At 62.6% G+C, this 25,384-nt stretch carries 20 protein-coding genes and 1 riboswitch; of the genes, 13 read left to right on the top strand and 7 right to left on the bottom strand.

The features are described 5' to 3' along the window. Nucleotides 1-3 precede the first annotated feature (3 nt). From cydD to cydX, 5 genes are all read left to right on the top strand, one after another. On the top strand, nucleotides 4-1,764 hold the full coding sequence (gene cydD / locus RLCC275e_RS30610; RefSeq protein WP_033184055.1) for a thiol reductant ABC exporter subunit CydD: 1,761 nt from the start codon (nucleotides 4-6) through the stop codon (nucleotides 1,762-1,764). Then, complete coding sequence (locus RLCC275e_RS30605) at nucleotides 1,761-3,452, top strand: amino acid ABC transporter ATP-binding/permease protein (RefSeq protein ID WP_033184056.1); 1,692 nt, start codon at nucleotides 1,761-1,763, stop codon at nucleotides 3,450-3,452. The genes cydD and RLCC275e_RS30605 overlap by 4 nt, the downstream gene beginning before the upstream one ends. Nucleotides 3,453-3,528: 76 nt before the next feature. Beyond that, entirely contained in the window at nucleotides 3,529-5,109 is a 1,581-nt protein-coding gene (locus tag RLCC275e_RS30600; protein WP_033184057.1) for a cytochrome ubiquinol oxidase subunit I, read from the top strand. Between the two features lie 6 nt (nucleotides 5,110-5,115). After that, complete coding sequence (cydB, locus tag RLCC275e_RS30595; RefSeq protein ID WP_130685599.1) at nucleotides 5,116-6,270, top strand: cytochrome d ubiquinol oxidase subunit II; 1,155 nt, start codon at nucleotides 5,116-5,118, stop codon at nucleotides 6,268-6,270. A gap of 99 nt (nucleotides 6,271-6,369) precedes the next feature. After that, on the top strand, nucleotides 6,370-6,492 hold the full coding sequence (gene cydX, locus RLCC275e_RS30590; protein ID WP_017957645.1) for a cytochrome bd-I oxidase subunit CydX: 123 nt from the start codon (nucleotides 6,370-6,372) through the stop codon (nucleotides 6,490-6,492). 43 nt (nucleotides 6,493-6,535) lie between these two features. On the opposite strand, the gene RLCC275e_RS30585 is transcribed toward cydX, so the two are convergent. The 5 genes from RLCC275e_RS30585 to RLCC275e_RS30565 all read right to left on the bottom strand — a co-directional run bounded on the left by RLCC275e_RS30585 (nucleotide 6,536) and on the right by RLCC275e_RS30565 (nucleotide 12,737). Then, the gene (locus RLCC275e_RS30585) at nucleotides 6,536-8,539 is read right to left on the bottom strand and encodes an aldo/keto reductase (protein ID WP_130685598.1); all 2,004 of its coding nucleotides are present in this window, start codon (nucleotides 8,537-8,539) and stop codon (nucleotides 6,536-6,538) included. Between the two features lie 39 nt (nucleotides 8,540-8,578). Then, nucleotides 8,579-9,661 (bottom strand): ABC transporter ATP-binding protein, encoded by a 1,083-nt coding sequence (locus tag RLCC275e_RS30580; protein WP_033184060.1) that lies wholly within the window; start codon nucleotides 9,659-9,661, stop codon nucleotides 8,579-8,581. 24 nt (nucleotides 9,662-9,685) lie between these two features. Next, nucleotides 9,686-10,522, bottom strand: a complete 837-nt coding sequence (locus tag RLCC275e_RS30575) for a carbohydrate ABC transporter permease (RefSeq protein ID WP_033184061.1) — start codon at nucleotides 10,520-10,522, stop codon at nucleotides 9,686-9,688. Continuing rightward, the gene (locus RLCC275e_RS30570; RefSeq protein ID WP_033184062.1) at nucleotides 10,519-11,379 is read right to left on the bottom strand and encodes a carbohydrate ABC transporter permease; all 861 of its coding nucleotides are present in this window, start codon (nucleotides 11,377-11,379) and stop codon (nucleotides 10,519-10,521) included. Before RLCC275e_RS30570 ends, RLCC275e_RS30575 begins: the two co-directional genes overlap by 4 nt. A gap of 83 nt (nucleotides 11,380-11,462) precedes the next feature. Beyond that, a complete protein-coding gene (locus RLCC275e_RS30565) occupies nucleotides 11,463-12,737 on the bottom strand; it encodes an extracellular solute-binding protein (protein ID WP_033184063.1) in 1,275 nt (424 codons plus the stop codon). 86 nt (nucleotides 12,738-12,823) lie between these two features. Between RLCC275e_RS30565 and RLCC275e_RS30560 the strand changes: the two genes are divergently transcribed. From RLCC275e_RS30560 to atzF, 8 genes are all read left to right on the top strand, one after another. Continuing rightward, a complete protein-coding gene (locus tag RLCC275e_RS30560; RefSeq protein WP_033184064.1) occupies nucleotides 12,824-13,741 on the top strand; it encodes a helix-turn-helix domain-containing protein in 918 nt (305 codons plus the stop codon). Between the two features lie 212 nt (nucleotides 13,742-13,953). Beyond that, a riboswitch (guanidine-I (ykkC/yxkD leader) is annotated at nucleotides 13,954-14,062 on the top strand. Nucleotides 14,063-14,136: 74 nt separating this feature from the next. Next, the gene (locus RLCC275e_RS30555) at nucleotides 14,137-15,210 is read left to right on the top strand and encodes a putative urea ABC transporter substrate-binding protein (protein ID WP_033184065.1); all 1,074 of its coding nucleotides are present in this window, start codon (nucleotides 14,137-14,139) and stop codon (nucleotides 15,208-15,210) included. Between the two features lie 65 nt (nucleotides 15,211-15,275). Continuing rightward, the gene (locus tag RLCC275e_RS30550; RefSeq protein WP_033184066.1) at nucleotides 15,276-16,094 is read left to right on the top strand and encodes an ABC transporter permease; all 819 of its coding nucleotides are present in this window, start codon (nucleotides 15,276-15,278) and stop codon (nucleotides 16,092-16,094) included. After that, nucleotides 16,091-16,921, top strand: coding sequence for an ABC transporter ATP-binding protein (locus RLCC275e_RS30545; protein WP_033184067.1), 831 nt, complete (start codon nucleotides 16,091-16,093; stop codon nucleotides 16,919-16,921). Before RLCC275e_RS30550 ends, RLCC275e_RS30545 begins: the two co-directional genes overlap by 4 nt. Continuing rightward, nucleotides 16,918-17,739, top strand: coding sequence for an urea amidolyase associated protein UAAP1 (locus RLCC275e_RS30540; RefSeq protein ID WP_033184068.1), 822 nt, complete (start codon nucleotides 16,918-16,920; stop codon nucleotides 17,737-17,739). The genes RLCC275e_RS30545 and RLCC275e_RS30540 overlap by 4 nt, the downstream gene beginning before the upstream one ends. A 12-nt stretch (nucleotides 17,740-17,751) precedes the next feature. Further along, nucleotides 17,752-18,402 (top strand): urea amidolyase associated protein UAAP2, encoded by a 651-nt coding sequence (locus tag RLCC275e_RS30535; RefSeq protein ID WP_033184069.1) that lies wholly within the window; start codon nucleotides 17,752-17,754, stop codon nucleotides 18,400-18,402. Between the two features lie 3 nt (nucleotides 18,403-18,405). Further along, nucleotides 18,406-21,945 carry an urea carboxylase gene (gene uca, locus RLCC275e_RS30530; protein ID WP_033184070.1) on the top strand — a complete coding sequence of 1,180 codons (3,540 nt, stop codon included), beginning with the start codon at nucleotides 18,406-18,408 and terminating at the stop codon, nucleotides 21,943-21,945. Between the two features lies 1 nt (nucleotide 21,946). Beyond that, nucleotides 21,947-23,752 (top strand): allophanate hydrolase, encoded by a 1,806-nt coding sequence (gene atzF / locus RLCC275e_RS30525; protein WP_130685595.1) that lies wholly within the window; start codon nucleotides 21,947-21,949, stop codon nucleotides 23,750-23,752. 97 nt (nucleotides 23,753-23,849) lie between these two features. On the opposite strand, the gene RLCC275e_RS30520 is transcribed toward atzF, so the two are convergent. Then, nucleotides 23,850-24,260 carry a VOC family protein gene (locus tag RLCC275e_RS30520; protein ID WP_033184071.1) on the bottom strand — a complete coding sequence of 137 codons (411 nt, stop codon included), beginning with the start codon at nucleotides 24,258-24,260 and terminating at the stop codon, nucleotides 23,850-23,852. Between the two features lie 18 nt (nucleotides 24,261-24,278). Beyond that, the gene (locus RLCC275e_RS30515) at nucleotides 24,279-25,376 is read right to left on the bottom strand and encodes a Gfo/Idh/MocA family protein (RefSeq protein WP_033184072.1); all 1,098 of its coding nucleotides are present in this window, start codon (nucleotides 25,374-25,376) and stop codon (nucleotides 24,279-24,281) included. Nucleotides 25,377-25,384: the final 8 nt, after the last annotated feature.

The following is a 25,384-nucleotide window of genomic DNA, read 5'->3' as shown; positions in this document are numbered from 1 at the left end:
GCCATGGGCACTGCGTTCTTCGACGCGAGACACAGACCTGAAGCTCCGCCGCTGCTGGATGGCAAAGCCGTGTCGCCCGACCGTGATGCGGCAAAAAGCGGGCTGCGCAGGGCGGCGATGCTGCAGGCGCTGGCCGCCGCCTTCTGGATTCCGCAGGCTGCATTGCTGGCGATCTCGGTCGGCCGCATCGCCGATGGCGGCGGACTGCATGACGTCGTCTGGCCCACACTCGGCATTCTCATTCTCGGAATTGCAAAAAGCTGTCTCGACGCGGCTGGCGGCCGCCTGGCTTTTCACGCTGCACGCGCCGAACTCAGCCGCAAGCGGCAGATCGCCGCCGCGGTACTTTCCATGTCGTCGCCCATCGATCGCAGCCGGCCTGCGTCGGGCAAAGCCGCGAGCGTCATTGGCGAGCAGGCCGAACTGATCGTGCCCTACCTCGCCCGTTTTCAGCCGGCGCGCATGAAGGCGAGCCTTGTGCCGCTCGTCATCCTTGCCTTCATCCTTCCGATCTCCTGGATTGCCGCGCTGGTTTTACTGTTTGCCGCGCCGCTGATCCCTATCTTCATGGCGCTGATCGGCTGGCGTGCTCAGGCGGCCAGCGAAAAACAGCTCGTCGCGACCGGCGGCCTCAATGGCTTCTTGCTTGATAGGCTGCGCGGACTGGCGACCATACGTGCGCTCGACGCAGTCGATGCAACGGCGCTACGCCTGCGGTCGGAGGCGGAGTCTCTGCGTACGCGCACCATGGCGGTGCTGAAGATCGCCTTTCTGTCGTCGGCGGTGCTCGAACTTTTCGCCGCACTCGGCGTGGCGATGATTGCCGTCTATGTCGGGTTCAGCCTGCTCGGCGAAATTCGCTTCGGCACTTGGGTAGGCCGGCTCGACCTGATCGAGGGACTGTTCATCCTGCTGCTTGCACCGGCCTTCTTCGAACCGCTGCGCGAACTCTCGGCCGTCTGGCATGACCGGGCGGCCGGCGAAGCGGCGCTGAAAGCCCTCGACTCACTCGCTGCCGGCGGCCTGTCCATCCAAGGAACAGCCGACGTTGCACCAGCGGTATCTGCCGTCGTCGAAGCGCCGGCTATCCGACTTGAGAATCTCGATTTCCGCTACGGCGCTGCCGAGCCGCTGATCCTCGACGGTTTCAACCTCGATATCGCAGCCGGCGAACATCTGGCGCTTCTCGGCACAAGCGGTTCCGGCAAGTCGACGCTGCTTTCGCTCATATCAGGCCTGGCACCCTGCACCGGCGGCCGTATCGTCATCGGCGGCATCGCGCTTGCGGATGACACCGCCGCCGCCTTGCGCGGCGACATGGCGTGGATCGGCCAGACGCCGCATATTTTCGCCGGCACCATATCAGGCAACATTGCGCTCGGCAGGCCCGGCATCTCACGCGGCGATGTGGCGGATGCGCTTGATGCCGCGAAACTCGAAAAGGTCGCCGCTGCCTATGGTAACCGGCCGCTTGGCGAAGGCGGGATTGGACTTTCCGGCGGCGAGGCACTGCGGCTGGCGATCGCGCGCGCCGCCTGCAATCCGCATCTCAGTATCATCCTGGCCGACGAGCCGACCGCGCATCTCGACGCTGCGACCGCCGCCGAGATCACCGAAAGCCTGATTGCGCTCTCCAGAGGTCGCACCTTGATCGTCGCGACCCACGATCCGCTGCTTGCCGCCCGCATGCACCGCACCGTGCGGGTGGATGTCGATATCGCCATCCGGGATCCCGACGTCATCATCCGGGAGGCCGCGGAATGAGCGGCTTTGCTGCAGACCTCAAACCGATCCTGCGCCTGTTCCTTGCTGAGCGCCGGCGTGCGCTGCTGCTCGGCGCAGTACTTTCGGCGGCGACGGTGACGGCCGGCATCGCCCTGCTCGGCCTGTCCGGCTGGTTCATCACCGCCACCTCGCTCGCCGGCCTTTCGGCCGCTGCCGCCATCACCTTCGACGTCTTTGCGCCCTCAGCCGGTATTCGCCTGCTCGCCATTGTCCGTACGGCCGCGCGCTACGGTGAAAGGCTTGCGACCCATGACGCAACGCTCAGTGTGCTCGCCGCCCTGCGCGAAAGGCTGTTTCGCGGCTTTGCCGAACCGGGTGCGGCTCGCGCCCTGTTGCATCGCCCCGCAAAGCTGCTCTTCCGGCTGACGGCCGATATCGATGCGCTCGATTCCCTCTACCTCCGTATCCTCGTGCCGGCTGCAGTCGCGATCGGCGCAGCACTTGCGGCAAGCATCGTGCTGGGGCTGATGCATCCCTTGTTCGGCCTGTGTTTCGGCCTCTTTCTCGCCACTGCCGGCCTCGGCCTGCCTGTGATTGCCGGCTGGGCGGCACGCAAGCATGCCCGCAGGCGCGCCGATGGCATCGAAGCGCTGCGGTCACGAACGATCGATCTTGTCGCCGGCCAGACCGATCTGTTGATGGCCGGCCGGCTTGCCGCGCAGCGAGAGGCCATCGCTGCGGCCGACCATTACGCCGCCCGCGCCGACGACCGGTTAAACTGCGTCGAGGCCGGCCTGACATTCGGTTTCGGCCTCGTTTCGCCCTTGCTACTGACGGCATCGCTGCTTGCCGTCGCGGCACTTGCGGAAACGAAGGCGATCACCGCCCCTGTCGCCGCGCTCGGCCTGCTCGTCGCTTTCGCCGCGACCGAACCGTTCGCAGCACTGCGCCGCGGCGCGCTGGAACTCGGCAGGACATTGCTTGCGGCAAGGCGTATCGCACCGCGGCTTGCCACAGTCGCAGCACAAGAGCCCTTGGCGGCGGCGCTGCCGGGATATGCTTTCTCGCTGACGCAGGTTTCCGCCTTCCATGAAAATTCCAATGCGCCGGCGCTCCAGGGCATCGAGCTCGCGCTTCAGCAGGGTGAACGACTGGCGGTCATCGGCAGCAGCGGCGCCGGCAAATCGAGCCTGCTTGCGGTGCTTTCCGGCGAATTGCCGGCAAGGGCGGGAAGCGTTGCCGCGGCAAGGGCAACCCTGCTGACGCAGCGGACGGAACTCTTCGAGGATAGTCTGCGCGGCAACCTGCTTCTTGCGAGCCCGGATGCGAGCGAGGTTCGTTTTCGCGAGGTGCTCGCCGCTGCCGGCCTGCTTGCCGATGTCGAGGCCATGCCGCGGGGGATCGATACGCCGCTCGGCGAAGGCGGCCTCGGCCTTTCGGGCGGCCAGTCGCGCCGGCTGGCGCTTGCCCGGCTCTTCCTGCGCGACACGCCGCTCTGGCTGCTCGACGAGCCGACCGAGGGCCTCGACGGCGTCACCGCCCGCGACGTGCTCAGCCGTCTGTCGGCCATGGCGACAGGCCGCTCGCTGGTGATCGCCACGCATATCCGCCGCGAGGCCGCGATTGCCGACCGCATCGCCGTCATCGAAGGCGGCCGCATCATAGAAGTTTCGCGCCGTGGAGAGGCGGCGTTCGAAAAGGCACTCCACCGGCTTCGGCCGGACTAGCGCGAGACCGCATGCCCTGAGCGCCGATCGGCGCTGAGGAACGCCTTGTACCCCGTGGGACCGTGGGAGAAAAACAATGGAACTAGATATCGTCGCGTTATCGCGCTTCCAATTCGCGCTGACGGCGCTTTACCACTTCCTGTTCGTGCCCTTGACGCTCGGCCTGTCCGTGCTCTTGGCGATCATGGAAACCGTCTATGTCATGACCGGCCGCCAGATCTGGCGGCAGATGACAAAATTCTGGGGCACGCTGTTCGGCATCAATTTCGTGCTCGGCGTCGCCACCGGCATCGTCATGGAATTCCAGTTCGGCATGAACTGGAGCTATTACAGCTATTATGTCGGCGACATCTTCGGCGCGCCGCTAGCGATCGAGGGCCTGATGGCCTTCTTCCTCGAGGCGACCTTCGTCGGTCTGTTCTTCTTCGGCTGGGACAAGCTGTCGAAAGTGGGGCATCTGGTCGCGACCTGGGCGGTGGCGCTTGGCTCGAACTTCTCGGCTCTCTGGATCCTGATTGCCAACGGCTGGATGCAGAACCCGGTGGGATCGGCGCTCAATCCGCAGACCATGCGCATGGAGATCACAAGCTTCTTCGACGTGGTCTTCAACCCCGTTGCCCAGGCGAAATTCGTCCACACTGTGTCGGCGGGCTATGTCTGCGCCTCGATCTTCGTGCTCGGTGTTTCTGCCTGGTATATAATCAAGGGCCGGCATATCGAACTTGCCAAGCGCTCGATGACGGTCGCCGCCTCCTTCGGCCTCGCTTCGGCGCTTTCGGTCGTCGTGCTTGGCGACGAGAGCGGTTATCTCGCCACCGAGAACCAGAAGATGAAGCTCGCCGCGATCGAGGGCATGTGGAAGACGGAACCGGCGCCGGCAGCCTTCACCGCCTTCGGCTTCCCTGATCAGGAGGCTCGCGAAACGCATTTTGCCGTGCACATTCCCTGGGTCATGGGTCTGATCGGCACGCGTTCGCTGACCACCGAAATCCCCGGCATCGACAAGCTCGAACAGCAGGCCGAAGCCCGGATCCGGGACGGCATCAAGGCTTACGACGCGCTGCTGCAGATCCGTTCGGCACCGGCACAGGACCAGGTTGCGCAGGAAGTGCGCAGCTCCTTCGAGGATCTCGGCCATGACCTCGGTTACGCTCTTCTGCTGAAGCGCTACGTCGACGATCCGCGCCAGGCGAGCGAAGAGCAGATCGTTCAGGCTGCGCGTGATACGATCCCCCACGTGCCGACGCTCTTCTGGTCCTTCCGCATCATGGTTGGTCTCGGTATTTTCTTCATCCTGCTGACCGCCACCTTCTTCTGGCTGTCGGCGCGGCGCCAGCTCGACAAATACCCGCTTCTTTTAAGGGTTGCCGTGTTCGCCATTCCGCTGCCTTGGGTCGCCATCGAATTCGGCTGGATCGTCGCCGAGTTCGGCCGCCAGCCCTGGGTGATCGAAGGTGTGCTGCCGACGGCCGCCGCCGTCTCCAGCCTCGGCGCAGGCACCGTGCTTCTGACCATCATCGGTTTTGCGGCACTCTACACGACGCTGATCGTGATCGAGATGGGCTTGATGATCAAGGCGATCAAGCAAGGACCTGAGCCGGACGACGAGCCGGAAGCTGTTCTGATTTCCGAAACCCTCGTCCCGGCCGCGGAGTGACCTGCCATGATCCTTCACGAACTCATCGACTATGAAACCCTGCGTCTCATCTGGTGGCTGCTGCTTGGCGTCCTGCTGATCGCTTTTGCGACGACCGGCGGCTTCGATCTCGGCGTCGGCACGCTTCTGCCTTTCGTTGCCAGGACCGATACGGAAAGGCGCGTGGCGATCAACACCATCGGCGCCACATGGGAGGGCAACCAGGTCTGGCTGATCCTCGGCGGCGGCGCCATCTTTGCTGCCTGGCCGCCGCTTTATGCGGTCTCCTTCTCAGGCTTCTATCTGGCGATGTTTGCGATCCTCTTCGCGCTCATCCTGCGCCCGGTCGGCTTCAAATATCGTTCGAAGCGGGAAAGCCCCCGCTGGCGCAGCGGCTGGGACTGGGCGCTCTTCATCGGCGGTTTCGTGCCGTCGCTGATCTTCGGCGTCGCAGTCGGCAACGTGCTGCAGGGCGTGCCCTTCCGCTTCGCCGACGATATGCGGATCTTTTATGAAGGTTCGTTCTTCGCCCTGCTCAACCCCTATGCGCTGCTCTGCGGCCTGCTTTCGGTCGCTATGCTGGCGATGCATGGTGCGGCCTGGCTGGTGCTGAAGGCGAGTGGTCCGGTGGCCGAACGAGCCAGACGCTATGGCAGCATCGCCGCCCTTGCCGTCATCGTGCTCTTCGCGCTCGGCGGCCTCTTCCTCTGGATCGGCGTCGGCGGCTATCGCATCACCAGCGATATCAGCCCGATTGGCCCTTCAAACCCGCTGTTGAAAACCGTGGTGCTGGAGAAGGGTGCATGGCTCACCAATTACGGTGCCCATTCGTGGATGATCCTTGCGCCCGTCCTCGGCTTCGTCGGCGCAGTTTTGGCCTTCATTGCCATGCGGGCAAGGCGCGAGATCATGACGCTGCTCTTCAGCAAACTCGCGATCTTCGGCATCATCTCGACGGTTGGCCTCTCGATGTTCCCGTTCATCCTGCCCTCCTCGCTCGATCCGCGATCGAGCCTGACGGTCTGGGATGCATCCTCCAGCCAAATGACGCTGTTCATCATGCTTGTCGTGACGGTCATTTTCCTGCCGATCATCTTTGCCTACACAGCCTGGGTCTACAAAGTCCTGTGGGGCAAGGTCGACGAGAAATCCATCACCGATAAAAATAGCCACGCTTACTAGAGCGATTCAGGAGAACCGCTCTAACCTTTTGTTTTTAGTAATTCCGGACGGAAAACCGCTTCGCACTTTTCCTGGAATTGCTCTGAGGGAGACCAAACGATGTGGTATTTTGCATGGATCCTCGGCCTGCCGCTGGCCGCAGCCTTCGCCGTCCTCAACGCCATGTGGTATGAGCTAATGGACGATGCGGCCAGGAAGAAAGCTTCCGAGCCGCGCAAGTAGAAAAGCAAAGGGCGCGGTTTAAACCGCGCCCTTTGCTGTTACGTCAGCCTTCCAGCCACTTCACCTGCTCGGGCGTCAGCTTGATGTCGAGTGCCGAGAGGCTGTCTTCCAGCTCGGCGACGGTGCGCGGCCCGATCAGCGGGATGACCGGGAAAGGCTGGGCGATCACATAGGCGAGCGCGATGTGGATCGGGTTGCGGCCGAGCTTGTTGGCGAGTTCGATGGCGCGGTCGCGGCGTCCGAAATTGCGTTCGGAGTACCAGACCCGGACGATCTCTTCATCATCGCGCTTGTCGCGGCCGGCACGGTCGGTGAAGAAGCCGCGGCCCTGGCTCGACCAGGCGAAGTTCGGGATCTGCTTCTCGTTCAACCATTTCTTCCAGTCGTCATCGGAAGCGGCAACGCAGCCGGCCCAGATCGGGTCGAGCATCTCGGCGAGCGAGAAGTTGTTGGAGAGTGCGGCCGGCGCCGTCTTGCCTGACTTTTCGGCATAGGCGATCGCCTCGTCGAAGCGCGCCCGCGACCAGTTCGAGCCGCCGAAGATGCCGCGAATGCGGCCGCGTTTGACCTCGGCATCCATGGCATCGACGAATTCGCCGACGGGTATGTCGGTATTGTCGCGATGCATGAAATAAATGTCGACATAATCGGTCTTCAGCCGGGCAAGCGACTGGTCGAGCTGCTTTGCGATCATATCCGGATAGCAGAGCGGCGAATGGGCGCCCTTGCCGATCAGCACGATCTCCTCGCGAGCCACCTTGCGGCTCGTGTGCCAGTCGCCGAAGATCGCCTCCGTCTTGCCGCCGCCGTAGACATAGGCCGTGTCGAAGGCATTGCCGCCGGCTTCGTAAAAGGCGTCGAGCGTCAACGAGGCAGAGGCGAAGTTCGGAAAGAACTCGAAGCCGAGCGTCACGACGGAAGCCGGCTTGGAAATGCCGGGAATTTGACGCTGCGGGACGGTATTGCCGCGCGCGATCGCGCCGCCGGCAATGTTTGCCGTGCGTTTACTGGCTTTCTCCACGCCGTATTCGAGGCCGACAGAGGCACGCCACTGGTCGAGCACACGCAGGTTTCCGATCGAATCCGCCCAGCTCATGCCGGGAGAGCTGAATTCGGTCTTGCCGGCGCGGATGGCATCGCCGGCCGCGTCCGCCTCGAAGGAATAGAGCCAGCGATCCTCCCTGAGTTCGACAGTTTCGCGGCTGCCGCCCTTGAAGATCTCGATCTTGCCGACGCCGCCCTTGTGGCCGGAGGCGAACCAGAAGTCCTGGACCTCGATCCGGCCTTCCGAGCCGATGATGCGCAGCACATTGTCCTGCTGCGCCATGATCGAGCAGGAGACTTCGGCGATGATCTCGTTCGGGAACTTGAGGACGGCCGATGCCCATTCATCGACACCGCTCTCTCCGAGGTGGGCGACGCCCGAGACCTTCTCCGGTTCGAGGAAGGCCTTGCCCTCCGCGGCGCCTGATATCAGTCTGGCCATCGAGACCGGATAACCGCCGACATCGAGAATGCCGCCACCGGCGGTGTCGTTGGCGAAAAGCCGGTGTTCCGGCTTATAGCTGCCCATGTTGAAGCCGAAGCTCGAGCGGATGATGCGAACGGTGCCGATGACGCCGCTTTTGACGAGTTCGACCAGCTTCTCCGTCTGCGGATGCACGCGGTACATGAAGGCCTCTCCGGCGAAGACGCCGGCTTTTTTCGCCTCGTAGTAAACGGCCTCGGCATCGTAGGCCGAAAGCGCGATCGGCTTTTCCACCAGGATGTGCTTGCCGGCACGTGCCGCCTTGATCGCCCATTCGGCATGGCCGGTGTGCGGGACGGCGATATAGATCGCATCGATCTCCTTATCGGAGAGCAACGCCTCGTAACCATCGACGATGCGGGCGCCGGGGAAACCTTCGGCAAGACCCGGCTTTGCAGGATTGCGGGTGGCGATCGCCACCAGTCTGCCGGTGCGCGAATGAGCGACGCCATCGGCAAAGGTGCGGGCGATGGTGCCGGGGCCGATGATGCCCCAGCGGATCGGTTGATCTGAAGTCATGGAAAATCCTCTTTCGTCTTTGTGTCTTTGGATTTTAGTTCAGCGAAGCCGCTTGCCGGCGCCGTCGAAAAGGAATGAGCGGTTGGCGGGAAGGCCGACTGTCAGCGTGTCGCGATTGCCGGCGACGCGCGATTCCGGCCGCTCGATGATCAGTTGCTCGGGGCCTATGGTGGCGTAGATGTAACTGGTATTGCCGAGGTGTTCGGCGACGTCGATGGTGACGGTGAGGTCGGCATCGCCCGTGCCCGCATCGACGAAATGTTCGGGACGGATGCCGAACGTCACTTTTGCGCCGGCTGCGATGGGATCGGCGACCGGCAGCGTCAGGCGGGTATTGGCGTCACTTTCCAGCCCGATCACCGCCCTGCCCGGCTGCGTCTCAACCACCACGGCCTTAAGAAAATTCATCTTCGGCGAGCCGACGAAGCCGGCGACGAACTGATTGGCGGGATCATCGTATAGGTCGAGCGGCGCGCCGATCTGCTCGATATTGCCGGCGCGCAGCACGACGATCCTGTCGGCGAGCGTCATCGCTTCCGTCTGGTCGTGGGTGACGTAGATCATCGTCGTGCCGAGCTTCTTGTGCAGTCTTGATATTTCGACGCGCATCTGCACGCGCAGTTCGGCGTCGAGGTTCGACAATGGTTCGTCGAACAGGAAGACCTGTGGTTCGCGGACGATGGCGCGGCCGATCGCGACGCGCTGGCGCTGGCCGCCGGAAAGCTGCTTCGGCCGACGCTTCATCAGCTCGGTGATCTGCAGGATCTCTGCGACATGGCGCACGCGCCGCTCGGTGTCGGCCTTCGGATTGCCGTTCATGCGCAGGCCGAAGCTCAAATTTTCCTCGACGGTCAGGTGCGGATAGAGCGCATAGGACTGGAAGACCATGGCAATGCCGCGATCGGCCGGCTCCACGTCGTTGACGACCCTGCCGCCGATCTGAAGCTCGCCTGATGTAATGTCCTCGAGGCCGGCGATCATCCTGAGCAGCGTGGACTTGCCGCAGCCGGAAGGTCCGACGAAGACGACGAATTCGCCGTCCTTCACCTCCAGATTGGCGCCGTGGATGATCTCAAAGCCGCCGAAGCGCTTGACGATGTTGCTGAGTGAAAGCTCTGCCATGCAGCCTCCCGATTATTTGCCCGATTATTTGATTGCGCCGGCCGCGATGCCGGCGATGAAATGGCGTTGAAGAGCCACGAAGATGACGAGGATCGGCGCCGTCAGGAGCACCGCGCCGGCCATGATGCCGCCCCAGGAGACCTTGGTGAGGCCGATCAGCGTTCCCAGTGCCACCGGCGCCGTCATCATTCCCGGTTTGGAATTGATCAGCAGGGGCCAGAGGTAGTTGTTCCAGGAGGCGAGGAAGAGGATGATCGCCAGTGCGGCCATGGTCGGGCGCGCCAGCGGCAGGGCGATGCGCAGGAAGATCTGCCATTCCTTGACGCCCTCGACGCGGGCGGCATCGAAAAGCTCGCCCGGCATCATCGAGAAGGACTGCCGCATGAACAGCACGCCGAGCGAATTGAACAGCGGCGGCACGATCAGCGCCACCCAGGTGTTTGCCAGTTTGAATTCGCGTGCCACCATGATGAATTGCGGGATGACGACCACCGAAAACGGCAGCGTGATCGTGCCGAGGATGATGGCGATGACGATGGAACGGCCGACGAAACGGTAACGCGCCAGCGCCCAGCCCGCCATCGAGGTCAGCATCACCGAGAGCACGGTGTAGATGACCGCGACGCCGATCGAGATCAGCATCGCGCCGATGAAATCGGTATCGGCCTGCAGGTTCTTGAAATTCTCGACGAAGTTGGTCGATGGCCAGAGCACGATGTCAGGGCTGAAGATGCCGTTGTCGGGCATGGTCGAGAAGACGAACATCATCCAGAGCGGAAACAGCCAGATTATCGCAAGCGGCGCCAGCGCGGCATGCAGCGCGATCTGGCGCAGCAGAAGAGATTGCGATTTGGATCTCATTTCGGATCCCTCCCGACCCAGAGATTGAGAAGCGAGATCACCACGGCAAGGGCTGCTATCGTATAGGCGATCGCCGAGGCATAACCGAAGTTCAGCGAGGTGAAGCCCTGGCGGTAGAGCAGCAGACCGAGGGTCTCCGTGCCGCCGCCCGGGCCACCGCGATAGGTGATGAGGTAGGGCTCGGTGAACAGCTGCATGGTGCCGATCACCGAAAGTACCACGCAGAAGAGGATGATCGGTTTCAGAAGCGGCAGGGTGATGTGAAAGAATTGCTGCGTCTTGCTCACCCGGTCGAGAGTTGCCGCCTCGTAAACGTCCTCGGGGATCGACTGCAGTCCGGCAAGGAGGATGATGGCGTTATAGCCCGCCCAGCGCCATGTGACGGCGATGATCAACACCGCCATTGCCGCATTCGCATTGTCGAACCAGGAAACCGGACTGAAGCCGATGGCTGAAATCATTTTGTTGATGATGCCGAAATCGAGACTGAACATCAGCCGGAACACTGCGGCATAGGCGACCTCGCCGACGACCACGGGGGCAAAGAAGGCGAAGCGGAAGAGCGGGCGCGCTTTCAGCAGCGGTGAATTGAGCAGCACCGCCATCACGGTTGCAAGCGCGATCATGATGGGCACCTGGATCACCAGGATGATGAGCGTATTGTAGAGAGCGTTGTAGAAGGCCGGGTCATAGAAGAGCCGGCCCCAATTGGCCTGGAAACTATATTTCCACGGGTTAATGCGCGTGTTCTGAAAGGAGATCAGGAACGAATTGATGATTGGCCAGAGCCAGAAGGTGGCAAAGACCAGCAGATAGGGGGCGAGGAACGCATAGGCGCTCCGGGTTCTGAACGGCATCAAGCCTCCTCCTCACGAACGAATGACCGGCCGCTTTGCAAGCCGGGGGAAAGCCGGGCGCCTGAAGCGCCCGGCATCGTCATTCATTGCGCGATCGGAAGGCCGGTCGCTGAAGCGATCTGCTTGGCGGCATCGTCGAGAGCCGCCTTCGCATCGGGATAGCCGCCAGAGAAGAACTTCGTCTGCGTCGCCTTGTAGATGGCGTCGGCATCGCTCTGGAAGGCGGTGCCGCGGCTCGGTACGATCTTCGGCAGCGTCGCCAGGATATCGGCCCAGACCTTCTGGCCGCCCCAATAGGGCTGCGCCTCACTGACGAAGGGATCTTTCTCGGCCGAAAGCAGCGACGGGACCAGACCGAACTCCTTCAGCATGGTGATCTGACCCTCATCCGTGCCGAGGGCGTAGTTCACGAATTTCCAGGCGGCTTCCTTATTCGCGGACGTCGCCGAAATGGCGAGCGACGAACCGCCGAGATTGGCGGCATGGGGCCCGTCGGCCGTCAGGCTCGGCATTCTGTAGACACCCCACTTGCCCTTGAGATCGGGAGAGGTCGAGCGCACGGTGCCCTCATACCAGCCGCCATACATCTGGCTTGCAGCCTTGCCGGCAGTATCGGCCTGGATTTTCTCTTCCCAGTTGGCCGCGGTCAGCGTACCGGCATCCTTCATCTCCTTCACCTTTTGCAGCGTGGCAACGCAGGCCGGCTGGTTGATGGTGATATTCTGGCCGTCGGTCGAGTAATAGCCGCAACCCTGTTCGTTGGCGATCATGCGAAACCATTCGCTGTCGCCGTTGAAGTCGGCCTGGGCCATAACCACGCCGGGATTGGCGGCGGAAATCTTCTTGCCGGCAGCGATGAAATCGTCCCAGGTGCTGATGGTGCTCGGATCGACGCCGGCCTTTTCGTAGAGGTCGCGGCGGTAAAAGACGGCGACAGGGCCGGAATCCCACGGCATGGCGTAGGCGACGTCGCCGACCTCGAGCTCGGTGCGCTTGAATTCGGGGAATTTCGCCTGGATCTCGGGCGTATAGCCGAGCTCCTTCAGATTGGCGAAGCAATCCGGGAAACGGCTCCAGAAGATTTCAGCCTCGAAGTTTTCGATGCTGACGATATCAGGCAAGCCATCGCCACCGGCAGCGCAGGCAGCGAGCGTCTTGTCGAAGACCTGGCCGTTTCCAAGATCCTCCACCGTGATTTTGATATCGGGAAACTGTTTGTTGAAGCCTGCGAGTGTGGACTTCAGCCCTGATGCGGCCGTATTCCAGCTCCAGATGGTGAGATTGGCCGACTGCGCGAATGCGGAGCCGGAAGCAAGCACTGCGACAGCTGCGGTCGCAGCGAGAAGTTTGAAGCGCATTGAAAATCCTCCCTTTTCAATTGCCGATCTTTCACGAACGCGGTTAGACTATCTGTAAGGGAGCGGGTGTCTCCTAAAAAGGGAACATGAATTTGGCGGAAAGTAAGGTCGGCACACGTGCAATCTATCAGCCCGGCGCGAGCAGCATCGAGGGTTTGCCGACAGCGCTGCAGATGTTTCATGCCCATCCGCCTGTTATGGCCATGCCGCACTGGCACGCACAGGTCGAGGTCAACTACGTGATGCGCGGCACCGTGCACTACCGGATGAGCGACCACGAATTCCGGCTGAACGCCGGCGAAATGTGCCTCTTCTGGGGTGGTCAGCCACATCAGATGGACGAATCCTCGGATGATTCGCTCTATGCCGGCGCCCATCTGCCGCTCGTCTATTTCTTCCGGCTGCGCCTGCCGATCAGCGTTTCCAGCCGGTTGATGAAGGGCGAGACGCTGCTGACCTCGGCAACGGATGCCGCCGACAGGGAGAACTTCACCCGCTGGTTCCGCTATGCCAACTCAGGCGATCCCGCCAAGGCCCAGCACGCCGTCGACGAGCTGCTGCTGCGCATCGAACGGATCGCGCTCGAACCCTATTCGATGACGTCGCAGACGGCCATCAATCTCGACGGCGATCACCCGTATCCGCATTCCTCGCGCAGCGTCGCGCGCATGTGCGATTTCATCGCCGCCAATTTCCTGCACGACATCGATTCGGTCGATATCGCCCGCGCCGCTGACCTGCATCCGAAATATGCGATGAACCTGTTCAAGCGATCGACCGGCATGACGCTCAGCAAATATGTGACGCTGCTGCGGCTGTCGCGCGCCCAGGCGATGCTGATGAGCGAGGGCGCCAACGTGCTGCAAGTGGCGATGGACAGCGGCTTCGGCTCGATCAGCGCCTTCAACAAGTCCTTCCGCCACATCGCCGGCATGTCACCATCGGACTTCCGCCGTGATATCCGGCTGGTGACGACGGTCCCGGCCGGTGCTTTCCGGAACTAGCTCAGGGCCAGCCGCAATTCGGCGTTCTGTGCGTCTGCCTGCGACTTGTTTTTCACTGGGCAAAAATGAATCAGCGCCTAAGACGGCGGCAGAATACGCACATTTTCTGTGCAAGTGCATGCACTATTGCATTTACCAGGGAATTGGTGCCATCGCACTCTCAATAAAATCAATGATTTATAATTTGGCACGCACTTTGCTTCGATAGTTGCAGAGTTGGTGGCTAGGGTTCCGGCGTCGCAAGGCGTGGCTGGTCCGAGAGCTACCACCGGCAGGGGAGACATCCCGCCGGGTGCACGGCGGGACAAAAGCCCGGGAGACCTCGTAAGCCAAGGGATTGGCGGCACGATGGTCATTGCCGATCCCTTTTGAAGAAAAGCAAAAGGGGAATTTCAATGCAGACTTTTTCGAAGATCCTATCCATTACCGCACTGACGGCGTCCCTGGCGCTGGGACTCGGCTCCATCGCCAAGGCCGAACAGAAGACCGATTTCAAGGTCGCCTGGTCGATCTATGTCGGCTGGATGCCCTGGGGTTATGCCGCTGATCACGGCATCGTCAAGAAATGGGCCGACAAATACGGCATCAAGATCGAGGTGACGCAGTTCAACGACTACGTCGAATCGATGAACCAATATACCGCCGGCGCCTTCGACGCCGTGACGCTGACCAATATGGACGGTCTGTCGATCCCGGCTGCCGGCGGCGTCGATACGACGGCCGTGATTGTCGGCGACTTTTCGAACGGCAATGATGCCGTCATCCTCAAGGACAAGGCGAGCCTGGCCGACATCAAGGGACAGAACGTCAATCTCGTCGAATTTTCCGTCTCGCACTACCTGCTCGCCCGAGCGCTCGAAAGCATCAAGCTGACCGAGCGCGACGTGAAAGTGGTCAACACCTCCGACGCCGATATGGTCGCCGCCTACAAGACGGCTGACGTGACCGCGGTTGTCACCTGGAACCCGCTGGTCTCGACCATTCTCGAGGATCCCACGGCCAAGAAGGTCTTCGACAGCTCGCAGGTGCCGGGCGAGATCATCGACCTGATGGTCGCCAATTCAGGCGTGCTGAAGGACAATCCGAATTTCGGCAAGGCGCTCGCCGGCATCTGGTATGAAACCGCAGCACTGCTGACTGCCGACAGTGCCAACGGCAAGGCCGCCCGCGAGGCGATGGGCCAGGCATCGGGCACCGATCTCAAGGGCTTCGAATCCCAGCTTGCGGCCACCAAGCTGTTTGCCAAGCCGGCCGATGCCGTTGCCTTCACTTCGTCGGGCAGCCTACCGAAGACAATGGATCTTGTCCGCAACTTCCTGTTCGAGAAGGGCCTGCTCGGCAATGGCGCGCCGTCGGCCGATGTCATCGGCATCGAAATGCCTGATGGCAAGATCCTCGGTGACAGCGGCAACGTCAAGCTGCGCTTCACCGAGACCTACATGAAGGCAGCCGCCGACGGTTCGCTCTAAGCGATCTTAAAGCAGCGGTGCGGCTTTGACCGTACCGCCCAACCTTCATCAGTGGAGCTTTCCTCATGCGCTGGATCAACACCAGGCCGAGCCGGGGCGCGCAACTTGCCTTGACGCTGTTGCCCTTCGTGCTGCTGATCGTTGCCTACACTTTCGGCTCGGCGGCTCGGCTGGCGGAAAATGCCAATGACAAGCTGCTACCCGGTCTTGCCGGTTTTGCCGATGCGATCGATCGCCTGGCCTTCATCGCCGATTCGCGCACCGGCCAATACTTGCTCTGGTCCGATACCGGCGCGAGCCTGATGCGCCTGTTTGCCGGCCTTGGTATCTCCACGATCACCGCGCTCGTCATCGGCATGCTGATCGGCATGCTGCCGTATCTCCGAGCCCTGCTCTCGCCCTTCGTCGCCGTCATCTCGATGGTGCCGCCGCTGGCGCTGCTGCCGATCCTTTTCATCGCCATGGGGCTTGGCGAAGCCTCGAAGATCGCGCTGATCGCCATTGGCGTTGCGCCGACGATGATCCGCGACCTTGCGCTGAAGGCGCTGGAGCTGCCGCGCGAACAGATCGTCAAGGCTGAAACGCTCGGCGGCTCCTCCTGGCAGATCGGCCTTCGTGTCGTGCTGCCGCAGATCCTGCCGCGGCTGATCACCTGCCTCAGGCTTCAGCTCGGGCCTGCCTGGCTGTTCCTGATCGCCGCCGAAGCGATCTCGTCGGATTCCGGTCTCGGCTACCGCATCTTCCTCGTCCGCCGCTATCTCTCGATGGACGTCATCTTTCCCTATGTCGTCTGGATCACGCTGCTCGCCGTGGTCATGAATTATATCCTCGATCGCATCCGCATCGCCGTCTTCCCCTGGTCGGAGCTGGAGAAGCAGGCATGAGCGAACTGGTGATCGAAAAGGTCTGGAAAGAGTATGGCGACCAGATCGTACTCGAAGATGTGTCGCTGACCGTCGCTTCGCGCGCCTTCGTCGCCCTTGTCGGCCCGTCCGGCTGCGGCAAGTCGACGTTCCTGCGCATGCTGCTCGGCCAGGAGCGGCCAACGCGAGGGACCATACTGCTGGACGGCAAAGCGCTGCCGCAGGAGCCAGGGCCGGATCGCGGCGTCGTCTTCCAGCGCTATTCCGTCTTCCCGCATCTGACCGTACTCGGCAATGTGCTGCTTGGGCGGGAACTCTCGGCGTCTCGCTATAAAGCCAAGCTTTTCGGCGCAGCCCGTCGCAACGCCATCGACGAAGCGCGGCGACTGATCGGCGAGGTCGGCCTTTCCGGCGCCGAGGACAAATATCCGGCGCAACTGTCAGGCGGCATGCAGCAGCGCCTGGCGCTGGCGCAGGCGCTGATCATGAAGCCGAAGGTGCTGCTGCTCGACGAGCCCTTCGGTGCGCTCGATCCCGGCATCCGCGCCGAGATCCACACATTGATGAAGCGGCTCTGGCACGAAACGCAGATGACCGTCGTCATGGTGACACATGACATGCGCGAAGCCTTCACGCTAGCGACGCGGGTCGTCGCCTTCGAGCGCAAGCGTGACCGCCCGGAGGAAAAGGAGCGCTACGGCGCGACGATCACCAAGGATATTTCGATCTGGCCGCCGAGGCTCGCCGGCGCGCCCTCCATCTTCAGCCCCGACCGGGACGGCCCGGTCATTTCTCTGGGCCTTCGCCGGGACGACCCGGCTTCCAGTCCGTCAGGAGAAAAACCATGATGCATGTCAGACGTTCGCCCGAGGAAATCGCTGCCAACCGGCAGCGTTACGAGGAACATCAGAAGAAGGGGCTGGAATTTGCGCCGAAGGCCTTGCCGGCGCCGAGCCCCCTTCCCGCCCCCGCAATCGATGCGGCTGCGATCATCCATCAGGAAACCATCCCGGGCGGCTGGCACTGGTCGACGGCGCTGAAGCGCGGCGAAGCGCTCCGCATTGATCAGGCCGAAGGCGGATCGACCGTGGCGCTCGTCGCCTGGAACGCCGCTGACACGAGCGAACGGCTCAATCTCGTCGATACGGTCAAGGTGCAGTGGACGACCGCCCTCGGCAAAGGCCGCGTCATCTTCTCAGACATGGGCCGGGTGATGTTTTCGCTGATCGAGGATAGCTCCGGCGCCCACGACTGCCTCATGGGCGGCTCGACGGCAGCTTCGAACGCTGCAAAATATCCCGGCGTCAAGACCCGCAACACCCGCGACAATCTCGTGCTCGTTGCCGGCAAGCTTGGTCTCACCAGGCGCGATATTCCCGCAATTCTCAATCTCTTCGCTCCCGTCCGCGTCGACGATGACGGTGGCTTCCACTGGCGCGGCAAACTCTCCAATAGCGGCGACTATGCCGAACTGCGCGCCGAAATGGACATGATTGTCGGCCTTTCCAATTGCCCGCATCCGCTCGATCCCGACCCGGTCTATGCGCCGAAGCCGGTGATCGTCACGCGCTTTCGCGCGCCCGTACCCGCAGTCGACGACCTCTCGCGCACGGCGACCGCCGAAGCCCTTCGCGGCTTCGAGAACAACGCCTCGATGCTGGCCTGAGGGAGGATGACGATGACCGATTTCATCAAGACTTCAGCTTCGCGCAGCCTCGAAAATGCCGTGCAGGAACATTTCATCCCGGCCGAAGCGCCGTGGTCCGGCATCGTGCGCAAGGGTCAGACCATCCGCATCGAGGACAGCTACGGCCAACAGGCAATCGATACGCTGTTTTATCGTGCCGATGACTTTGCCGAGCGTTATTCCAGCCAGGATACGATGCGGACGCAAGGTGGCGCCTATATCGGCACCGGCACGAAGATCATTTCGAACGAGGGCAACGTCATGCTGATCATGACGGCCGACAGCTGCGGCCGCCACGATACGTCGGCCGGCGCCTGCTCCTGCGAGAGCAACACGGTGCGCTTTGGCCACGGCACCAAATACCTGCATGCCTGCCGCGACAATTTCGTGCTCGAGGTGACTAAACACGGCATGAGCAAGCGCGACATCGTGCCGAACATCAATTTCTTCATGAACGTGCCGATCAAGCCGAACGGCGAGATGACCATCGTCGACGGCATTTCTGCGTCTGGCGACTATGTCGAACTGGTGGCGGAGATGGACGTGCTCTGCGTCATCTCCAATTGCCCGCAGATCAACAATCCCTGCAACGGTTTCGATCCGACGCCGATCCGGGTGCTGATCTGGGACGGCGAGGACTGATCGATGTTCACCAAAGTCCTTATCGCCAATCGCGGTGAAATCGCCGTCCGCGTCATCCGCACATTGAAGCGGATGGGCATTGCCTCGGTTGCCGTCTATTCCGATGCCGACCGGTTCTCGAAGCCGGCGCTGACCGCTGATGAGGCCGTCCGCCTCGGCCCGGCGCCTGCTTCCGAAAGTTATCTTGACGTCGATGCCGTCATTGCTGCCTGCAAGGCGACGGGCGCTGAGGCCGTGCACCCAGGCTACGGCTTCCTCTCGGAGAATATCGGTTTTGCCGAGCGGCTCGCCGCTGAAGGCATCGCCTTCATCGGCCCGCGGCCGGAGCATCTGTCCGCCTTCGGCCTGAAGCATACGGCGCGCGAATTGGCGAAAGCCAGCGGCGTGCCGCTGCTGCCCGGCACCCATCTCTTGCAGAGCGTCGACGAGGCGCTTTCGGCCGCAGAAACCGTCGGTTATCCCGTCATGTTGAAAAGCACGGCCGGCGGCGGCGGCATCGGCATGCAGCTCTGCGCCGATGCGGCAGGCCTCAAGGCTTCCTTCGAAAGCGTGCAGCGGACCGCGCGCGCCAGCTTCGGGGATGCGCGCGTCTACATCGAGCGATTCGTTGCCGAAGCGCGCCATGTCGAGGTGCAGATCTTCGGCGACGGCAAGGGCGGAGTGATTGCGCTCGGCGAACGTGACTGCTCGCTGCAGCGGCGGAACCAGAAGGTCGTCGAGGAGACGCCTGCTCCTGGCCTTTCCGGGGAGACAAGGGCGCAGCTGCACAAGGCTGCGATCGATTTGGGAAGCTCGGTCTCCTATGAATCGGCCGGCACCGTCGAATTCATCTATGATCCCCAGCGCGAGGAATTCTATTTCCTCGAGGTCAATACCCGTCTTCAGGTCGAGCATCCGGTGACGGAGGCCGTCTTCGGCATCGACCTCGTCGAATGGATGATCCGGCAGGCGGCCGGCGAGGACGTGCTCTCGGATGCTAAGGCCCTGACGCCGAAGGGTGCGGCGATCGAGATGCGTGTTTATGCCGAGATGCCGCATGCCGATTTCCGCCCGAGTGCCGGCCTTTTGACCGAGGTCATTTTTCCGGAAAGCGCCCGCGTCGACGGCTGGATCGAGACGGGAACCGAGGTCACGCCCTTCTATGACCCGATGCTTGCCAAGCTGATCGTAGCGGCGGAAGACCGGCCGGCGGCGATCGAGAAGCTGAAGACAGCGCTCGCCGAAACGTCGATATCAGGCATCGAGACCAATCTCGATTACTTGAGAACGATCGCCGCTTCCGAATTGCTGGCCAGCGCCAAGGTGGCAACGACGGCTCTACGCGACTTCGCCTTCGTTCCCGATGTCGTCGAGGTCCTCGCGCCCGGCGCGCAGTCAAGCATCCAGGAACTGCCGGGCCGGCTCGGCCTCTGGCATGTCGGCGTGCCGCCGAGCGGGCCGATGGACGAGCGCTCCTTCCGCCATGCCAACCGGCTGGTCGGCAATGACGATGTGACGGCAGCACTCGAACTGACCGTTTCCGGTCCGACATTGCGGTTCTATGCCGACCAGACGATCGCGCTTGCCGGCGCCCGGATGCCTATGACATGCGACGGCGCAAGATTGCCGCATGACACCCCGGTATTGATCCGCGCCGGTCAGGTTCTGTCGATCGGTACGATCGAAGGGCCGGGGCAGCGCGCCTATCTCGCGGTCGCCGGTGGTTTTGCCGCTCCCGTTGTGCTCGGCTCGCGCGCGACTTTCGGCCTTGGCCAATTCGGCGGCAACGCCACCGGCACCCTGAAGACAGGGCATGTGCTGCACTTTGCCCGCCAAGTACCGGCCGAACCGGTGAGGCCAGCGACGGAGGCAGCCGTCTTGACGCGTGAATGGGATGTCGGCGTGGTCTACGGTCCGCACGGGGCGCCCGATTTCTTTCAGGATAGCGATATCGAGACGCTGTTTTCGACCGCCTACGAGGTGCATTTCAACAGCGCCCGCACCGGCGTTCGCCTCATCGGTCCCGCCCCGGTTTGGGCACGTAGCGACGGCGGTGAGGCGGGGCTGCATCCCTCCAACCTGCACGATAATGCCTATGCGATCGGGGCGATCGATTTCACCGGCGATATGCCGATCATTCTCGGTCCCGACGGTCCGAGCCTTGGCGGCTTCGTTTGCCCTGCAGTGATTGCCCGCGACGAGCAGTGGAAGATGGGCCAGTTCAAGCCCGGCGACCGTATCCGTTTTCATGCAGTCATGCGGCCGGGAGACCCGATCGCCGGCCCGGCGGTCCGGCGGCCCTCGGAAGAAGCAGGTTCGCCGATCCTCGGCATCAGCGAGGATGGCCCGGTTTCTGTCGTTTATCGCCGCCAGGGCGACGACAATCTGCTTGTCGAATATGGGCCGATGACGCTTGATATCGCCCTGCGGCTCCGGGTGCACCTGCTGATGCAGGCGGTCATCGAGGCCCACCTTCCCGGCGTCGTTGACCTCACCCCCGGCATCCGTTCCCTGCAGATTCATTACGACGGTACGCAGTTGACGCGCCGGCGGCTGCTGGGATTGCTCTCCGAGATCGAGGCGACGCTTCCGGCAGCCCAGGAGGTCACGGTGCCGAGCCGCATCGTGCATCTGCCGCTTTCCTGGAACGATCCGGATGCGGAGCTCGCGATGCGCAAATATCAGGAGCTCGTGCGCCCGAACGCGCCCTGGTGCCCGTCGAACATCGAGTTCATCCGCCGCATCAACGGTCTTCCCGACGAACAGGCCGTCCGCGATATCGTCTTTGATGCAAGCTACCTGGTGCTCGGTCTCGGCGATGTCTATCTTGGCGCGCCGGTTGCGACCCCGACCGATCCGCGCCATCGCCTCGTGACGACCAAGTATAATCCCGCCCGCACCTGGACTCCTGAGAACGCCGTCGGCATCGGCGGCGCCTATATGTGCATCTACGGCATGGAAGGACCGGGCGGCTACCAGCTCTTCGGCCGTACCATCCAGGTCTGGAACACCTGGCGGGAGACGCCGGCCTTTGCCAGGGGCAAACCCTGGCTGCTGAACTTCTTCGACCAGATCCGTTTCTTCCCTGTTAGTAACCAGGAACTGACGGAGGCGCGCGCCGCCTTCCCGCACGGCGGCTATCCGATCCGGATCGAGGAGACGGAATTCTCCTATGCTGCCTACGAGAAGGAATTGCAGGCGAATTCGGCGTCGATCGGCCGTTTCAAGGCAACGCAGCAGGCCGCCTTCGATACTGAGCGCCAGCGCTGGAAGGAAGCCGGGCTCGATAGCTTCGTCACCGACGAAGGCGCGGGCGAAAGCCCGGATGGGGATATTCCCGTCGGCTGCTTCGGTGTTGCCAGCGCCGTACCCGGCAATATCTGGAAATTGCTGGTCGAGCCGGGTGCCTCGGTTGCGGCCGGCGATACACTCGCCATCATCGAATCGATGAAGATGGAAATCAACGTCACCGCCCATGCGGCAGGTCGCGTCCGCGATCTGCGTGCCGGGCCGGGAAGAAACGTCAAAGCCGGCGATATCATCGTCGTTCTGGAGGAATGCTGACATGCTGCCGACCATCCTCGATCTCTCAAGCCTTCGCGCCGCCTATCAATCCGGCCTGACGCCGCTCGACGCCATCGAAGAGGTGATCGCCCGCCGCGCCGCCTCGAAAGACCCGGCAACCTTCATCACGCCGGTGCCGGATGAGGAGCTGCGCGCTGCCGCAAAAGCGCTGATGACACGCGCGCCTGAGGCAAACAGCCTGCCGCTCTGGGGCGTTCCCTTCGCCGTCAAAGACAATATCGATGCCGCCGGCCTGCCGACGACCGCGGCCTGCCCGGCCTATGAGTATCGGCCGGAAGCCGACTCCACCGTCGTTGCCCGGTTGAAGGCGGCTGGCGCCATCATCATCGGCAAGACCAATCTCGACCAGTTCGCGACCGGCCTCAACGGCACGCGCTCGCCCTATGGCGCGCCGCGTTCGGTCTTCGATGCGGCCTATATCTCCGGCGGATCGAGCTCCGGATCATCAGTCACGGTCGCCTCGGGCCTTGCCGCCTTCGCACTCGGTACCGATACGGCCGGCTCCGGCCGCGTGCCGGCTGCCTTCAACAATCTGGTCGGCATCAAGCCGACGCCGGGCCTTCTGCCGAACACCGGCGCCGTGCCTGCCTGCAAGAGCGTCGACTGCATCACGATCTTTGCCGCGACCGTCGGCGACGGTGTTGCGATCCGCAAGGTCGCCGAGGGCTTCGATGCCGCCGATCCTTTCTCGCGTCGCGCCAAACCGGCGACCCTGCCTGTGTCGAGGTTGCGCATTGGCGTCCTGACCGATGCCGAACGGGAATTCTTCGGCGACAAGGAGGTGGAGGCGCTCTACGATCAGGCGATCGAACGCGCCAAAGCGCTCGGTGCGACCATCGTGCCTTTCGATTACGCGCCATTCCGCGAGGCGGCCGCCCTTCTCTATGACGGGCCTTGGGTCGCCGAACGTCTGGCGGCAGTCGAAGATTTCCTCGCCACGAACGCGGCTGATTTCGACCCGACGGTCAGAGGGATTATCGAAGGCGCCAAGGGCAAGACGGCGGTCGAGGCTTTCAACGGCCGATACCGGCTGGAAGAATTGCGTCGCAAGACCGAGGCCGAATGGGAAAAGGCCGACGTGCTTCTGCTGCCGACCGCACCGACCACCTACACCGTTGCGGACATGCTGGCCAATCCCGTCGTGCTCAACGGCCGCCTCGGCCGCTACACCAATTTCGTCAACCTGCTCGATTGCGCAGCGATTGCCGTTCCGGCCGGCTTCGGCAAAGACGGCCTGCCGGGCGGCGTCACCGTCATCGCACCGGCCTTCACCGACGATGCCCTGGCCCCACTTGCCGATGCGCTGCACCGCGCAGCAAGCTCCGGCATGGGCATCGACCGGCAGGCCGCGATCCCCGAAGCAAGCCGTGTTGTGCCTGGCGATGACGGTTTCATCGAAATCGCGGTCGTCGGTGCGCATCTGACCGGCATGCCGCTCAATCACGAACTGGCAGGCGCAGGCGGGCGTCTGGTCAAGACCTGCCGCACATCAGGCGATTATCGCCTCTTCGTCTTACCCAATACCACGCCGCCGAAACCGGGGCTGCTGCGCGAACCCGGCCACAAGGGTCAGGGGCTGGAGGTCGAGGTCTGGGCACTGCCGGCCGATGCTTTCGGCAGGTTCGTCCAGAAGATTCCGGCACCCCTCGGCATCGGTAAGCTGACGCTCGAAGATGGCTCCAGCGTCTCCGGCTTCGTCTGCGAGGCCCATGCGGTGAAAGGTGCCGAGGAAATCACCGCACTTGGCGGCTGGCGCAACTATATCAGCGCCAAGCTGGCGAGCTGAGGAGAGCCTAACATGGCAACAAAACTCGCCCAGTGCCTGATCGATCTGCTGCGGGACGGTCTGACCGCCCGCAGCGAAGCGATCGGCAGCACCTGTGTCAGCCCTGGCGGTTCTGAGAGCGTTCGGCAAGCTCGACGATAATTCCGTCGGGGTCGCGAACGAAGGCGATCTTGTTCAGCATCTCGGAGTGGACAGCGAAGCGCGGCCGCTCCTTGATCTCGACGCCCGCCTGTTCAAGGCGGGCGAAGGTCTCTTCGACATTGTCGAAATTGAAGGTGAGGTGGCGGACGCCGGCCGTATCGTCAGGCACGTCGACCGCCCTCGACGCGCTGCCGGGCGGCGCAAAGACCTCCAGCATGCCGCCGCCTGCATCGAGGAACGCGACCTGCATGCCATTCGCCATCGTCTTGCGCAGCACCAGGCTGAGGCCGAGCAGGCCACAGTAGAAATCGACGGTGCGGTCCATGTCGCCGACCGTCATGCCGACATGCTCGAAGGATTTCAGCATGGGAGAGCCCTTCCCGGTTCAGACGGTCGCCGCAGCCCGCCATTCCCCTGCCGGAAGCCAGGAGCGATAGAGCGGATGATCGGCGGCGATCGGCATCGGTGTCGGTTGTCCGGTTCGCTGCGAGAAATAGGCGGCCGTTACCAGTTCCAGCGAATTGCGGGCATCCTGCAGCGTCACCGGTGGGTCGGTGTCCTCGACGATCGCCTTGTGGAAGAGCTCGAACTGACGGGTGTAGCCATCCTCGCCAGGCACATAGCCAGCGAGCACTTCGTCGATCCGCGCCTGATGTTCCTCTGTCCCGGCGACGAACGTCCACGGATCACGGCCCATCGTATAGGGTTCGATGATGCTTTCGGCGACGAGGTCGTTGAAGCAGAAGCGCAGCCGCGAGATCTCCTTGCGCGAACCCAGCGTCATCGACAGCGTCGCCAGCGAGCCATTCTGCATCTTCACCGAAAGGGCTGCCGTATCCTCGACCTCGATCGGATTGACCAGTGTCGCCCCATAGGAAAACACCTCGGCGCAGGGGCCATGCACATAGTTCAGCATGTCATGGGCGTGGATGGCGTGGCCGAGAAGGCCACCGCCGAGTTCGCTCGCCCATTTGCCGCGCCACGGCACGGCATAATAATCCGGCCCGCGCCACCAATGGGTTTCGATCGTCGTCAAAAACGGCTTGCCGGCCAGGCCACGTTCGATCAGCAGCTTCAGCTTCTGCAGGCCGGAACCATAGCGATACTGGAAGATCGGCATCAGCTTCCTGCCGGGGTAACGATCGAGGATGCGCCCCATCTCGTCGACCTCGGCGATCGAGCCGAAGAGCGGCTTCTCGCAGATCACGTGCTTGCCTGACTCGATACCCTTGCGGCAGAGTTCGAAATGCGAACTCGGCGGCGTCGAAATGTCGATGATGTCGAGATCGTCACGGGCAAACAGCGCATCCGCATCCTGCGTGTATTCGCCAATGCCGTACTCCTCGCACAGCGCCTTGCCGCGTTCCTCGTCGAGCGAGCAGAGCACGGGGACTTCGAAAAGCTCCTTGTTCCACCCGAAGCCGGCCAGATGCCGCGCAGCGATGCCTGCGCCGATGACGCCGACGCGCAATTTCCTGGTCATGATATCCT

Origin of the sequence: Rhizobium brockwellii, from assembly GCF_000769405.2 — a bacterium.
GTDB classification, from domain to species: Bacteria; Pseudomonadota; Alphaproteobacteria; order Rhizobiales; family Rhizobiaceae; genus Rhizobium; species Rhizobium brockwellii.
The sequence above is the reverse complement of the archived record's forward strand: the minus strand, read 5'-3'. Positions and strand labels throughout refer to the sequence as shown.

What these genes read in the sequence shown, in the direction of transcription:
- cydD (WP_033184055.1), top strand. Translation starts at nt 4, where the DNA reads ATGGGCACTGCGTTCTTCGACGCGAGACACAGACCTGAAGCTCCGCCG.
- RLCC275e_RS30605 (WP_033184056.1), top strand. Translation starts at nt 1,761, where the DNA reads ATGAGCGGCTTTGCTGCAGACCTCAAACCGATCCTGCGCCTGTTCCTT.
- RLCC275e_RS30600 (WP_033184057.1), top strand. Translation starts at nt 3,529, where the DNA reads ATGGAACTAGATATCGTCGCGTTATCGCGCTTCCAATTCGCGCTGACG.
- cydB (WP_130685599.1), top strand. Translation starts at nt 5,116, where the DNA reads ATGATCCTTCACGAACTCATCGACTATGAAACCCTGCGTCTCATCTGG.
- cydX (WP_017957645.1), top strand. Translation starts at nt 6,370, where the DNA reads ATGTGGTATTTTGCATGGATCCTCGGCCTGCCGCTGGCCGCAGCCTTC.
- RLCC275e_RS30585 (WP_130685598.1), bottom strand. Translation starts at nt 8,539, where the DNA reads ATGACTTCAGATCAACCGATCCGCTGGGGCATCATCGGCCCCGGCACC.
- RLCC275e_RS30580 (WP_033184060.1), bottom strand. Translation starts at nt 9,661, where the DNA reads ATGGCAGAGCTTTCACTCAGCAACATCGTCAAGCGCTTCGGCGGCTTT.
- RLCC275e_RS30575 (WP_033184061.1), bottom strand. Translation starts at nt 10,522, where the DNA reads ATGAGATCCAAATCGCAATCTCTTCTGCTGCGCCAGATCGCGCTGCAT.
- RLCC275e_RS30570 (WP_033184062.1), bottom strand. Translation starts at nt 11,379, where the DNA reads ATGCCGTTCAGAACCCGGAGCGCCTATGCGTTCCTCGCCCCCTATCTG.
- RLCC275e_RS30565 (WP_033184063.1), bottom strand. Translation starts at nt 12,737, where the DNA reads ATGCGCTTCAAACTTCTCGCTGCGACCGCAGCTGTCGCAGTGCTTGCT.
- RLCC275e_RS30560 (WP_033184064.1), top strand. Translation starts at nt 12,824, where the DNA reads ATGAATTTGGCGGAAAGTAAGGTCGGCACACGTGCAATCTATCAGCCC.
- RLCC275e_RS30555 (WP_033184065.1), top strand. Translation starts at nt 14,137, where the DNA reads ATGCAGACTTTTTCGAAGATCCTATCCATTACCGCACTGACGGCGTCC.
- RLCC275e_RS30550 (WP_033184066.1), top strand. Translation starts at nt 15,276, where the DNA reads ATGCGCTGGATCAACACCAGGCCGAGCCGGGGCGCGCAACTTGCCTTG.
- RLCC275e_RS30545 (WP_033184067.1), top strand. Translation starts at nt 16,091, where the DNA reads ATGAGCGAACTGGTGATCGAAAAGGTCTGGAAAGAGTATGGCGACCAG.
- RLCC275e_RS30540 (WP_033184068.1), top strand. Translation starts at nt 16,918, where the DNA reads ATGATGCATGTCAGACGTTCGCCCGAGGAAATCGCTGCCAACCGGCAG.
- RLCC275e_RS30535 (WP_033184069.1), top strand. Translation starts at nt 17,752, where the DNA reads ATGACCGATTTCATCAAGACTTCAGCTTCGCGCAGCCTCGAAAATGCC.
- uca (WP_033184070.1), top strand. Translation starts at nt 18,406, where the DNA reads ATGTTCACCAAAGTCCTTATCGCCAATCGCGGTGAAATCGCCGTCCGC.
- atzF (WP_130685595.1), top strand. Translation starts at nt 21,947, where the DNA reads ATGCTGCCGACCATCCTCGATCTCTCAAGCCTTCGCGCCGCCTATCAA.
- RLCC275e_RS30520 (WP_033184071.1), bottom strand. Translation starts at nt 24,260, where the DNA reads ATGCTGAAATCCTTCGAGCATGTCGGCATGACGGTCGGCGACATGGAC.
- RLCC275e_RS30515 (WP_033184072.1), bottom strand. Translation starts at nt 25,376, where the DNA reads ATGACCAGGAAATTGCGCGTCGGCGTCATCGGCGCAGGCATCGCTGCG.